This is a genomic window from Nonomuraea sp. NPDC001699 (assembly GCF_053596455.1).
Genome location: NZ_JBSFGF010000049.1, coordinates 16074 through 30010, shown reverse-complemented (window position 1 = coordinate 30010; position 13937 = coordinate 16074). Strand labels below are relative to the sequence as shown.

Genomic DNA, 13937 nt, shown 5'->3' with positions numbered 1-13937 from the left:
TTGTCGACGGTGACCGGTGAGTGGCTGGAGGGCTCTGAGCTGGATGCCGCCTATTGGTGTGAGAATCTGCGCCGGACGGTCGGCTTCGCTCCTGCGATAGGACAGCTGCTGGAGCAGCGTCACCGGGTGTTCGTGGAGGTGAGCCCGCATCCGGTGCTGGCCATCGGCGTGCAGGAGTGCGCGGACGAAGCCGGTGTGGAGGCTGTGATCGCCGGCACGCTGCGCCGTGACGACGGCGGCCTGGACCGGCTGCTGACCTCGGCGGCCGAGTTGTTCGTGCGCGGGGTCGAGGTGGACTGGTTGAGCGCGCTGCCGGGCGGCCGGGTGGTGGACCTGCCGACCTACGCCTTCCAGCGTCAGCGCTACTGGCCCGCGGGAGCCGGTTCCCGCGTGGGGAACGTGGTCGCGGCGGGCCTGGACGTCGCCGGCCATCCGCTGCTGGGTGCCGCCGTCGCCCTGGCGGACTCGGACGGAGTCGTGCTGACCGGCCGCGTCTCGCTCTCCTCGCACCCATGGCTGGCCGATCACGCGGTCACCGGGACGGTGATTCTTCCGGGCACCGGGTTCCTGGAGTTGGCCATCCGCGCCGGCGACCAGGTCGGTTGTGACCTCGTCGAGGAACTGACCCTGATCACCCCGCTGGTGCTGGGTGAACGGGACTCGGTCGCGGTGCAGGTGTCGGTCGGCGCAGCCACGGAGACCGGCCGACGCGACCTGGGCGTTTACGCGAGGGCCGGCGACGACGACCCGTGGGTACGGCACGCCACCGGCGTCCTGGCCTCTGGAGGCGAGGCCGGGGAGCGGTTCGAGGCCAGGACATGGCCACCGCAGGGAGCCTCTCAGATCGATCTGGAGGACGTGTACGACCAGTTCGACGCGGCCGGGCTCTTCTATGGACCGGTGTTCCAGGGCCTGAAGGCGGCCTGGCAAGGCCAGGACGGCGAGGTGTTCGCCGAGGTCGCCCTGCCCGAGGAAGCCGTGTCCAGCGCGGCCTCCTTCGGGGTGCACCCGGCGCTTTTGGACGCGGCCCTGCACGCGGTCGCCTTTACCGGCGCGGCCGAGGGCGGTCGGCTGCCGTTTTCGTGGAGCGGCGTGTGCCTGCACGCGGGCGGCGCCTCCCTGCTGCGGGTACGGCTGGCCAGGACAGGCCCCGACGAGGTGTCGGTGATGGCGGCCGACGCCGCGGGTGAACCGGTGCTGTCGGCCCGGTCGCTGGTGCTCCGCCCGTTCTCGGCAGACCGTCTCGACGTCGCAGGTGGCGGTGACCCGCGTAGGGACTCGCTGTTCCAGATGTCCTGGACACCGATGATTGGTGCCGGGTTCGACCAGGTCGAGCTGCCCCAGGCCGATGGGGCCCTGAACCTCGGCGTGGACGTGGTGTCACAGCTGGCGGCGCTGGAGCGGGTGCCGGACGTGGTAACCGTCGTGGTCGGTCCGGCGGGGCACGGTGACGTGGTTGCGGCGGTTCACGAGGTGACCGTATGGGCTCTCGCCCTGCTGCAGGCCTGGCTGGCGGATGAGCGGTGCGCTCGCTCCCGCCTGGCTTTCGTCACGCGGGGCGCGGTGGAGGCACAGGATGGCGACGTGGTCACCGATCTGGCGGCCGCCGCGGTGTGGGGTCTGGTGCGGTCGGCCCAGTCGGAGGAACCGGGCCGGTTCGTCCTGCTCGATGTGGACGGGCAGGAACCGGGACCTGTAGCGCTCGGTGAGCCGCAGATGGCGTTGCGCGACGGCCAGGCGTGGGTTCCGCGCCTGGCGCGCGTGGCCCCGGCCGACGGCGAAGGCCGACCCTGGGACCCCGAGGGCACGGTGCTGATCACGGGTGGGACCGGTGGTCTGGGGGCGCAGTTCGCTCGACACGTCGTCGCCGAGCGCGGCGTACGGCACCTGCTGCTGGCCAGTCGCCGAGGGCTGGACGCGCCGGGTGCTGCGGAACTGCAGGCCGAGCTGATCGCGCATGGCGTGGAGGCCGACATCGTCGCCTGTGACGTGGCGGACCATGATCAGGTGGCCGCGCTGCTGGCTCAGGTGGACCCCGCACACCCGCTGACCGCAGTGATCCACACGGCGGGCGTGCTGGCCGACGGGACGATCACGTCCCTGACACCGGAGCGGCTGGCTGCGGCGCTGCGGCCCAAGGTCGACGCGGCCTGGCACCTGCATGAGCTGACCCGGGAGCTCGATCTCACCGAGTTCGTGCTGTTCTCGTCCCTGGCTGGGGTGATGGGCAACGCCGGGCAGGGCAACTATGCGGCCGCCAACGTCTTCCTGGACGCGCTGGCCCAGCATCGGCGCGCGACGGGGCTGCCCGCGCTGTCGCTGGCCTGGGGTGCCTGGACCCAGGAGGTCGGCCTGACCGGCTCGCTGAGCGAGGCCGAGATGCGACGGATCACCCGCGCGGGCCTGCCGCCGCTGTCGGTGGAGCAGGGCCTGGCGCTGTTCGAGGCCGCCACCGCGCTGGAGCACGCGCTCCTGGCACCGGTCCGGCTGCAACCGTCGATGCTCAGGACACCGGGCGAGGTTCCGCCGTTGCTGCGCGGGCTGGTGCGCGGCGGGCGGCGCTCGGCGGCGTCCGGCTCCGCGGTGGCCGCCACCTTGCTGCAACGGCTGGCGCCCCTCGACGAGGACCGGCGCACCGAGGCCCTGCTCGACCTGGTACGCACCGAGGTGGCCATCGTGCTGGGGCATGCCTCGCCCGGCACCGTCGAGGTGCGGCGGGAGTTCCGCGAGCTGGGCTTCGACAGCCTCACCGCGGTCGAGTTGCGCAACCGCCTCAACACCGTGACCGGGCTGCGGCTGCCGGCCACGCTGGTGTTCGACTACCCGACCCCGGCCGTGCTGGTGGACTTCCTACTGGCCGAACTGCTCGGCGAGGGCGCCGACGTGACCGTTCCCACCGCCGTGCCCCCGGTGGCCGACGACCCGATCGTGATCGTGGGCATGGCGTGCCGCTATCCGGGTGGGATCAGTTCGCCCGAGGACCTGTGGCGGCTCGTCGCCGAGGGCGGGGACGCGATCTCCGCCTTCCCGACGACGCGTGGCTGGAGCCGCGCCCCGCTCTTTCCCGGCACGGAGGGCCGGGCGGTCAACTACGTCCAGGCAGGCGGCTTCCTGCACGAGGCAGGGGAGTTCGACCCCGAGTTCTTCGGGATCTCGCCGCGCGAGGCCCTGGCCATGGACCCGCAACAACGACTGCTGCTGGAGACCACCTGGGAGGCGATCGAGCGGACCGGGATCGACCCCGCCTCGCTGCGCGGCAGCCGTACGGGCGTGTTCGCCGGCGTGATGTACCACGACTACGCCGACAGCATGTCCTTCCCGCCCGAGGTGATGGGCTTCATGGCCACCGGCACCGCCGGTGGGGTCGCGAGCGGCCGGCTGTCCTACACCCTGGGGTTGGAAGGCCCGGCGGTGACGGTGGACACGGCGTGCTCGTCGTCGCTGGTGGCACTGCACCTGGCGGCGCAGGCGCTGCGCGGCGGCGACTGCTCACTGGCGCTGGCCGGAGGAGTGACCGTGCTGGCGACCGCGCGCCCGTTCATCGACTTCGGGCAGGGCGGGCTGGCCGCCGACGGCCGCTGCAAGTCCTACTCGAACGCGGCCGACGGAGCGGGCTGGGCCGAGGGCGTGGGCATGCTGGTGCTGGAGCGCCTGTCCGATGCCCGGCGCAACGGCCACGAGGTGCTCGCGATCGTGCGCGGTTCCGCGGTGAACCAGGACGGCGCGTCGAACGGGCTGACGGCGCCGAACGGCCCGTCGCAGCGGCGCCTGATCCGCCAGGCGCTGGCCGGTGCCGGGCTCACCCCCGCCGATGTCGACGCCGTCGAGGGACACGGAACCGGAACCGTCCTCGGCGACCCGATCGAGGCGCAGGCCCTGCTGGCCACCTACGGTCAAGACCGCGATCGGCCGTTGCTGCTGGGATCGATCAAGTCGAACATAGGACACGCCCAGGCCGCCGCGGGTGTGGCCGGTGTAATCAAGATGGTCATGGCGATGCGGCACGGCACGCTGCCCAGGACGCTGCACGTCGGTGAACCGTCGGCGCACGTCGACTGGACCTCGGGAGCGGTACGCCTGCTGACCGAGCCGACGGAGTGGCCCGAGGCCGGACGCCCACGCCGGAGCGGTGTCTCGTCGTTCGGGATCAGCGGCACCAATGCGCACGTGATCCTCGAACACGTCCAGACTCCGGAGCAGGCGGCTTCGCCGGCAGCGGGCGGCGCCGTACCGGTGCTGGTGTCGGGCCGGTCGGCGGAGGCGTTGCGGGCACAGGCCGGGCGGCTCGCATCCTTCCTGGACGACGGCATGGACCTGGCCGATGTGGCGTTCTCCCTGGCGACGACGAGGTCGGCGTTCGAGCACCGCGCGGCCGTGATGGCCACCGAACTGCCGGAAGCGGTCGCCGCGCTACGAGAGCTGGCCGAAGACCGGCCGAGCGCGGGTGTGGTGCGTGGACTGGCCGCTGCCGAGTCGAAGCTCGCGGTGTTGTTCGCCGGGCAGGGGAGCCAGCGGGCCGGGATGGGCAGGGAGTTGTACGAGCGGTTCCCCGTGTTCGCGCGGGCTCTGGACGAGGTGACCGCCGAGCTCGATCCGGCGCTCTTCACCCGGGAGGAGCTCGACCGGACGGGGTGGGCGCAGCCTGCGCTGTTCGCGCTGGAGACCGCTCTGTTCCGGCTGGTCGAGTCCTGGGGCGTACGGCCGGCGGCACTGGCGGGCCACTCCATCGGGGAGATCACGGCAGCTCATGTGGCCGGAGTGCTGTCCCTGAAGGACGCGTGCACGTTGGTGGGGGCGCGGGCCCGGTTGATGCAGGCGCTCCCGCCCGGTGGGGCGATGGTGGCGGTGCAGGCTGCCGAGTCGGAAATATCCGGCTTTACCGGGGTGTCGGTTGCCGCAGTGAATGGCCCGTCTTCCACGGTGATCTCGGGCGCCGAGCAGGCCGTGCTGGAAGCGGCAGCGGCTCTGAAGGAGCGGGGATTCCGGACGAAGCGGTTGCGGGTGTCGCACGCGTTCCATTCGTCGCTGATGGACCCGATGCTGGAGGACTTCCGAGCGGTCGCCGAGACGCTCACCTACAGCCGGCCGCAGATCCCGATCGTCTCCACCGGGGACGTGTGCTCGCCCGGCTACTGGGTCGACCAGGTCCGCCAGGCCGTACGGTTCGCCGACGGGTTGCGGGAGCTGCACACCCAGGGGATCACGGCCTACCTGGAGCTCGGCCCTGACGGCGTGCTGACCGCGATGGCCCAGGAGACCCTGGAGGACGCGGATCCGCTGACGGTGCCGATCCTGCGCAAGGACAAGGACGAGCCGAGCGCGGTAATGGCCGCGCTGGCCAGGTTGCACGTGCACGGGGTTCCGGTGGACTGGCACGCGGCGCTGCACGGGTTCCGCCGGGTCGAGCTGCCGACGTACGCGTTCCAGCACCGGCGTTTCTGGCCTGAATCGGCAGGCCCGCGGGTGGGGAACGTGGCCGCCGCCGGACTGGCGGCGGCCGGGCATCCGCTGCTCGGCGCCACGGTCGGGCTGGCCGATTCGGATGGGGTGGTGCTGACCGGGCGCATCTCGCTGGAGTCGCACCCCTGGCTGGCCGATCACGTGGTGGCCGGAACGGTGATCTTCCCGGGCACCGGTTTCCTGGAGCTCGCCATCCGGGCGGGTGATCAGGTCGGCTGCGACCTGGTCGAGGAACTGGTGCTCGCCGCCCCGCTGGCCCTCGATGAGGACACCGCGGTGACGATCCAGGTCTCGGTGGGCACGCCCCAGGAGAGCGGGCGCCGCAGCCTGAGCATCCACTCCGGAGACGGCACGACCTGGGTACGGCACGCCACCGGCACGCTCACTCCCGGCAGCGGGACCACGGCGTCGTTCGACACCTCGCTCTGGCCCCCACATGGCGCGGCCCCGATCGAGCTCGACGGCCTCCACGACGAGCTGAGCGCCCGCGGGCTGGACTATGGTCCGGTGTTCCGGGGCCTGCGGTCGGCCTGGCGTGGCGCGGGCGGCGACGTCTTCGCCGAGGTTGCCCTGCCCGAGGAGTCATCGACCGCCGGCTCGTACGGCCTGCACCCGGCCCTGCTCGACGCCGCACTGCACACGATCACGTTCGTCGGCCTGCACGACGCCGGCGGCATGCTGCCGTTCTCGTGGGGTGAGGTGTGCCTGCATGCGGGCGGCGCCGCCCTGCTGCGCATCCGGCTGGCGAAGACGGGGGACGACTCGGTCGAGCTCACGGCGGTCGACTCGTCCGGAGCGCCCGTCCTCTCCGTCGGCTCGCTGAACCTGCGTCCCTTCACGCCCGGCGGCCGGGAGACGGAGAAGGACACGCTGTTCGGCCTGGACTGGACCTCGCTGCGGGAGACAGAGCCCCGCCTGCCTGCTGTCGAACTGACCGCCGACCTCGACCCGGTCCCCGACGTGGTCGCGGTCACCCTCGGTTCCGCCGACGTGGAGAGCCCGCTGGAGTCGACGCGCGAACTGGTCGAGCGGGCGCTGAGCCTGCTGCAGGCATGGCTGGCGGACGAGCGATACGCGGCTTCTCGCCTGGTGTTCGTCACCAGGGGAGCGGTGGAGGCGCGGGACGACGACGTGGTCACCGACCTGGCGGCCGCGGCGGTATGGGGACTGGTGCGGTCGGCCCAGTCGGAGAACCCCGGCCGGTTCGTGCTGGTGGACACCGACGGGCCGGAGTGCACGCTCCCGGCGCTGGACGAGCCGCAGATGGCGCTGCGCGATGGTGACGTGTGGGTGCCCCGCTTGGCGCGGGTGACCCCGGCCGAGGGCCGGACCTGGGACCCCGGCGGGACCGTGCTGATCACCGGGGGAACCGGCGGTCTGGGCGCGGAGTTCGCCCGGCATGTGGTGGCCGAGCGTGGAGTGCGGCATCTGCTGCTGGCCAGCCGTCGCGGGCTGGACGCCCCAGGCGCGGTGGAGCTGCGGGACTCGCTGGTCGAGCAGGGAGCCGACGTCACCGTCGTGGCGGGCGATCTGGCCGATCGGGAGGTCGTGGCGGAGCTGCTGGCGCGGGTGGATGCCGCGCACCCGTTGACCGCGGTGATCCACGCGGCGGGCGTGGTGGCGGACGGGACGATCGGCTCGCTGACGCCGGAGCGGCTGGACGCGGTGCTGCGGCCGAAGGCGGATGCCGCCTGGCACCTGCACGAGCTGACCTCGGATCTGGTGGAGTTCGTGCTGTTCTCGTCCCTGGCTGGGGTGATGGGCAACGCCGGGCAGGGCAATTACGCGGCGGCGAACGTCTTCCTGGACGCACTGGCCCAGCATCGGCGCTCGGCGGGGCTGCCCGCGTTGTCGCTGGCCTGGGGCGCGTGGACGCAGGAGGTCGGGCTGACCGGGTCGCTGAGCGAGGCCGAGATGGCGCGGCTCGCCCGTGCGGGCATGCCACCGCTGTCCGTGGAGCAGGGCCTGGCGCTGTTCGAGGCCGCGACCCGAGTGCCCCGGCCTGTGGTGATCCCGGTCCGATTGGAGCCTGCCGCGCTGCGTGCGCGCGCCGCCGTACCAGCCTTGCTGCGTGGCCTGGTGCGCGGCGTCCGGCGGTCGGCGGCGTCCGGGTCGCTGGTGGCCGCGACCCTGCTGAGGCGGCTCGCTCCGCTCGACGCGGACCGGCGCACCGAGTTCCTGATGGACGTGGTGCGCACCGAGGCGGCCGCGGCACTGGGCTATCCCTCGCCGGAGCTGCTGGGGGTGCGGCGGGAGTTCCGCGAGCTGGGCTTCGACTCGCTCATCGCGGTGGAGTTCCGCAACCGCCTCAGCACGGTGACAGGGCTGCGGCTGCCGGCCACGCTGGTGTTCGACTACCCGACCCCAGCCGTGCTGGTCGACTTCCTGCTGGCCGAGCTGTTCGGCGAACACGCCGGCGTCTCCGCCCCCGTGCCCGTGACCCCGGTGGGCGACGATCCCGTCGTGATCGTGGGCATGTCCTGCCGCTTCCCCGGCGGGGTCACCTCCCCGGAGGAGCTGTGGCACCTGCTGTCGGAAGGCGGCGACGGGATCGGCGGGTTCCCCGCCGACCGGGGCTGGGACCTGGGCGCGCTGTACAACCCGGACAGGGAGAGTCGGGGCACCAGCTACACCCGCGAGGGCGGCTTCCTGGAGAGCGCCACGCTGTTCGACCCCGGATTCTTCGGGATCTCACCGCGTGAGGCGCTGGCGATGGACCCGCAGCAGCGGTTGCTGCTGGAGGCGTCCTGGGAGGCGATTGAGCGGGCAGGAACGGACCCGGCGTCGCTGCGCGGCAGCCGTACCGGGGTCTTCGCCGGAATCTTCTACCACGACTACGGGATGAGCGCTCAGTTCCCGCCCGAGGCGATGGGCTTCATCGGCACCGGCACCGCCGGAAGCGTCGCGACCGGCCGCATCTCCTACGCCCTGGGCCTGGAGGGGCCGGCGGTGACGGTGGACACGGCGTGTTCGTCGTCGCTGGTGGCACTGCATCTCGCGGCGCAGGCGCTGCGTTCCGGTGAGTGCGACCTGGCGCTGGCGGGCGGCGCCACCGTAATGGCGACACCGGGGGCGTTCATCGAGTTCAGCACCCAGGGCGGGCTCTCACCCGACGGCCGCTGCAAGGCCTACGCGGACGCGGCGGACGGGGTGAGCTGGTCCGAGGGCGTGGGCATGCTCGTGCTGGAGCGCCTGGCCGACGCGCGGCGCAACGGGCACCGGGTCCTGGCGGTCGTGCGGGGGTCCGCGGTCAACCAAGACGGCGCGTCCAACGGGCTGACGGCGCCGAACGGCCCGTCACAGCAGCGGGTGATCCGTCAGGCGCTGGCAGCCTCCGGACTGACCACCGCCGAGGTGGACGCGGTCGAAGGGCACGGCACCGGTACGACATTGGGCGACCCGATCGAGGCGCAGGCTCTGCTGACGACCTATGGTCAGGACCGTGATCGTCCCCTGCTGCTGGGTTCCGTCAAGTCGAACATCGGGCACACCCAGGCGGCCGCCGGTGTGGCCGGAGTGATCAAGATGATCCTGGCGATGCAGCGCGGGATCCTGCCTCGGACGCTCCATGTCGACGCGCCGTCGTCACACGTGGACTGGTCGGCGGGTGCGGTGGAGGTCCTGGGCGAGGCCACCACATGGCCGGAGACCGGGCGTCCGCGCCGGGCGGGGGTGTCGTCCTTCGGCCTCAGCGGCACCAACGCCCATGTGATCCTGGAGCAGGGGCCGCAGGCCGAGAAGCCCGCTGGTACGGCAGGCGGCGTGGTGCCGTGGGTGGTCTCGGCGAAGTCCGAAGATGCTCTGCGGGCGCAGGCGAGGCGTCTGGCGGCGCATGTGCGTGATGACCTGCAGCCGGTGGACGTGGGGTATTCGCTGGTTTCCTCGCGGTCGGTGTTCGACCATCGTGCGGTCGTGGTCGGTGGGGATCTGCTGGCGGGGATGGGTTCGGTCGCCGCCGGTGAGCCCGGGGCCGGGGTCGTGCGCGGTGTGGCCGATATTTCCGGCAAGTCGGTGTGGGTGTTCCCCGGCCAGGGGGCGCAGTGGGTGGGGATGGGCAGGCAGCTTCTGGAGGAGTCGCCGGTGTTCGCGGCTCGGATGGCGGAGTGTGCGGCGGCGTTGGAGCCGTTCGTGGACTGGTCGTTGCTGGAGCAGGTCGAGCTGGATCGGGTGGATGTGGTCCAGCCCGTGTCGTGGGCGGTGATGGTGTCGCTCGCGGCGGTCTGGAAGTCGCTCGGCCTGCGTCCTGATGCCGTGGTCGGGCATTCACAAGGTGAGATCGCCGCAGCGGTCGTGGCCGGCGGCCTGTCGTTGTCCGACGGCGCCCGGGTGGTGGCGCTGAGGAGCCGGCTGATCTCCGAGCGGCTGGCCGGGCTCGGGGCGATGGCCTCGGTGCCGCTGCCCGTCGAGCAGGTGCGGGAACGCCTGCGGGATGGCCGGGTGTCGATCGCAGCTGTCAACGGCCCCGCCTCGGTCGTGGTCTCCGGTGAGGTCGAGGCGGTCGAGGAAGTCCTGGGCCAGTTCGATCGGACGCGGCGGATCGCGGTGGACTACGCCTCCCACTCGGCTCAGGTCGAGCAGATCCGCGACGAGCTGGCTCAGGTCTTGGCGGAGGTGTCGCCGCAGCCGGTGCGGGTTCCGATGATGTCGACGGTGACCGGGGAGTGGCTGGAAGGTCCGGAACTTGATGCGGAGTATTGGTGCGACAACCTGCGCCGCACGGTGAGTTTCGCGCCGGCCGTACGAAAGCTACTGGAACGGCACCGGTTCTTCCTGGAAGTCAGCCCGCATCCGGTGCTGACCATCGGCGTGCAGGAATGCGCGGACGAGGCCGGGACGCAGGCCGTGGTCGCCGGCACGCTCCGCCGCGCCGACGGTGGCCTGGGCCGGGTGCTGATGTCCGCGGCCGAGCTGTTCGTCCGCGGTGTGGAGGTGGATTGGCTGAGCGTCATGCCAGGCGGTCGGATGGTGGACCTGCCCACATACGCCTTCCAGCACCAGCGGTTCTGGCCGGAGCCCGGCGGCCTCCTCGCCCGGCGTGCGGCCGACCCGCTGGACGCGGAATTCTGGGCCGGCATCGAACGCGAGGACGTCGAAACCCTGGCCACCATGCTGAAGATTGAGGAGAAGGCGCTCAGCGCGGTCCTCCCGGCGCTGACGTCGTGGCGCCAGACTCGGCGCGAGGCCTCCGTCGCCGACTCCTGGCGATACCGCGTCACCTGGAAGCAGCTGACCAGCCTTCCTGCCACGGTCGTGCCGGGTTCCTGGCTGGTCGTCGTCCCAGAGGAGCTGGAGGGTGATCCCTGGACGGAGGCCGTGGCTCAGATCTTCGAGACGCCTGTACGGCTGTACGTATCCGGGGTGGACCGGGCCGCGCTCGCCGACCAGGTGCGCGAGCGTCTCGGCTCGCAGCCCGCACTCGCCGGAGTGGCGTCACTCCTGGCGTTGGGCGAGGCCGCCGAGACAGGAGTCACGGACGCGTCGGCGCTCACGGTGACGCTGGTGCAGGCGCTGGGGGACGCCGACGTCGACGCGCCGTTGTGGTGCCTCACGATGGGTGCCGTCACGACCGGCGGCTCCGAGGCAACGCCCTGTCCGGCGCAGGCAGGTGTCTGGGGTCTCGGCCGGGTGGCCGCCCTGGAACACCCGCACCGATGGGGCGGCTTGATCGATCTTCCCCAGACGCTGGACGAGCAGAAGCTGAGCTTGCTGGCGGGTGCCCTCGCCGTCCCGGACTCCGAGGACCAGATGGCGATCCGATCGACCGGTGTGTACGGGCGCAGGCTGGTCCATGCCCCGTACCAGGGCACTGATGTCGTAGCGGCGCGGGGTGGCACCGTCCTGATCACCGGTGGCACTGGCGCGCTCGGCGCCCACGTGGCCAGGTCGCTGGCCGCTCGGGGCGTCGATCGGCTCGTGCTGACCAGCAGGCGGGGGATGGACGCCGACGGAGCCGCCGAGCTGCGCGACGAGCTGACCGGCCTGGGCACCCAGGTGTCGATCGTGGCCTGCGACGCGGCCGACACGGACGCCCTCGCCGCCGTTCTGGCCGACCACCCGCCGACCGGGGTGGTCCATGCGGCCGGAATCGGCCCGGCAAGCACCTTGGACCGGTTGGACATCGGCGAACTGGCCGAGGTGATGCGGGCCAAGGTCGTCGGCGCGCTGAATCTCGACGCGCTGCTGGCCGATCGCGAGCTCGACTTCTTCGTTTTGTTCTCCTCCATCGCCGGGATGTGGGGCAGCGGCGGCCAGGCAGCCTACGCCGCGGCCAACGCCGCCCTCGACGCGCTGGCCGATCAGCGGCGGGCGCGGGGGCTGGCCGCGACGTCGGTGGCCTGGGGTGCGTGGGCCGGCGACGGCATGGTCGCCGACGGCGGGGTCCGGGACTATCTGGCCAGACGTGGCATCCGAGCCATGGAGCCAGGGGCGGCGGTGACCGCGCTGTGGCGGGCGGTCGCGCACCAGGACACGACCGTCGCCGTTGCGGACATCGTCTGGGAGCAGTTCGCCGCGACGTTCACGACCGTACGGCCCAGCGCCCTGCTGGGCGACCTGCCTGAGGTTCGGAGCCACACGCACACGCGATCCTTGCAGCAGACGGAGACGTTCCCGGAGCGGCTGCGTGACCTCGATGAGGAGCAGCAGCGCGAAGCCCTGCGGAGGCTCGTGCGGCAGCACGCGGCCGTGGTCCTGGGCCACAGCGACGCATCTGCCGTCGACGTCGGGCGTGACTTCGCCGAGTTGGGCTTCGACTCGCTCATCACGACGGAACTGCGCAACAGCCTCGTCAATGTGCTCCGGCTGGAGTTCTCGACCGTCGTGGTGTTCGACAACAACAACGTGGAGAGCCTCTCAGGCTGGCTATGGCGGGAGCTGTTCGGGCGGCCGGGTGGTCAGCGCAGGGAGAGCGACGGTGTCAGCACGTTGTTCCGCGAGGCAGTCCGCTCCGGCAAGCAGGCAGAGGCGCTCAGCCTCCTCCACGCGGTGGCGCAGGTCCGGTCCACGAGTGACGACCTGTCACAGGTGCCTCGGCCGGTGAGGCTGGCTGATGGGCCGGCCGGGCCTCGCCTGATCTGCGTGAGCTCCTCCACGGTCGGAGCAGGCGTCCATCAGTATGCGCGACTGGCCGCGCCGTTCCGGGGGGTCAGGCCCGTCTCGGCGGTGCCCCTGCTCGGCTACGCGCCAGGGGAGAGCCTGCCGGCCTCCGGAGACACGGCTCTAGCGGTTCTCACAGAGAGCGTTGTGCGGGCCGCGGCGGGCGAGCCCTACGTGCTGGTTGGTCACTCCGCCGGTGGCAACCTCGCCCATGACGTGGCCGCAGTCCTGCAGCATGCGGAGAACCCGCCGGTGGCGCTGGTCATGATGGACTCGTTCGACGCGCGTACGGTTGGTGACTCGCAGGCGCTCACCGGCCAGGTCATGGCGCAGTTGCTGCTGACAGAGGCGGCGCTGGGGGACTTCACGAGCACGGAGCTGTCCGCGATGGCTCACTGGCACGCGATGGCGGACAGTATGACGACAGGAACGGTGACGGTCCCGGTGCTGTTCGTGCAGTGCACGGAGCCTTTCGCCCCGGCCGAACCCGGGGCGGACTACTGGCGCTCGACGCCGTTCGACTCCTCGCACGACGTGCGGACCGTGGCGGCGAACCACTTCTCGATGCTCACCGACCAGGCAGAGGAGACGGCTCGGATCATCGAGGAGTGGCTCACAGGATCTCGCGATTGAAGGTCCTGGTGCCCCACCAGAGCGACAGCCCGGTCATCGCCAAGAGGACGGCACCGCCGATGATGACGGGCCCGAAGGCGTAGTGAACGGTGAAAGCCGCCCGTGACAGGTCGGCGACCCAGGTCAGCGGATTGAGCCGGGACAGGATGTACAGCCACTCGGGAGCCAGATCCCGTGTGATCGGCACCAGGATGCCGGAAAGGAGGGACAGCGGCAGCAGGCAGGAGCTGATCACCGCGGTGAAGGTCGGCTCGCGCTTGGCCAGCAGCGCCAGCGTGATCGAGCAGGCGGTGAGCACCAGGGTGATCAGCGCCCCGACCCCCAGGGCGAGCAGGATGCCGATGACGGTGATCCGCAGGTCGAAGAGCAACCAGGCCACCACGAACACCAGCAGGCTCTGCACCGCTGTCTGGAGCATGTACATCACGACTTTGCCCAGCAGCAGAGCCGCACGGCTGGCCGGGGTGACCCTCATCCGTTCCAGTACCCCGCTGCGCAGGTCGCTCAGCAGCCGGTAGCCGCTGAACGCGCTGCTCATGAGTACCAGGTAGATCGTGATGGACGGGGTCAGGACCATCCAGGCGTCTCCGGCCGGCAGGCTCGGCGAGTTCTTCAGCGCCCCGGCCATCAGCGGGGTGAAGAGCAGCAGCCAGGCGATGGGCTGCACGAGATCCAGGGCCAGGCCGGTCAGGGACCGGCTCGCGAGACGCAGTTCGCTCATGACGATCAGTGCGGTGTCGCGGATCACG

General features: G+C 71.5%; 2 protein-coding genes. One reads left to right on the top strand and one right to left on the bottom strand.

Annotated elements, in window-relative coordinates; genetic code table 11:
* The first annotated feature begins 9 nt into the window (after positions 1–9).
* The gene (locus ACWCSU_RS51560; protein ID WP_449944748.1) at positions 10–13188 is read left to right on the top strand and encodes a type I polyketide synthase; all 13179 of its coding nucleotides are present in this window, start codon (positions 10–12) and stop codon (positions 13186–13188) included.
* Here the strand turns inward: ACWCSU_RS51560 and ACWCSU_RS51555 are convergent.
* The gene (locus tag ACWCSU_RS51555) at positions 13169–13936 is read right to left on the bottom strand and encodes an ABC transporter permease (RefSeq protein ID WP_449944745.1); all 768 of its coding nucleotides are present in this window, start codon (positions 13934–13936) and stop codon (positions 13169–13171) included. The genes ACWCSU_RS51560 and ACWCSU_RS51555 overlap by 20 nt on opposite strands.
* Position 13937 lies beyond the last annotated feature (1 nt).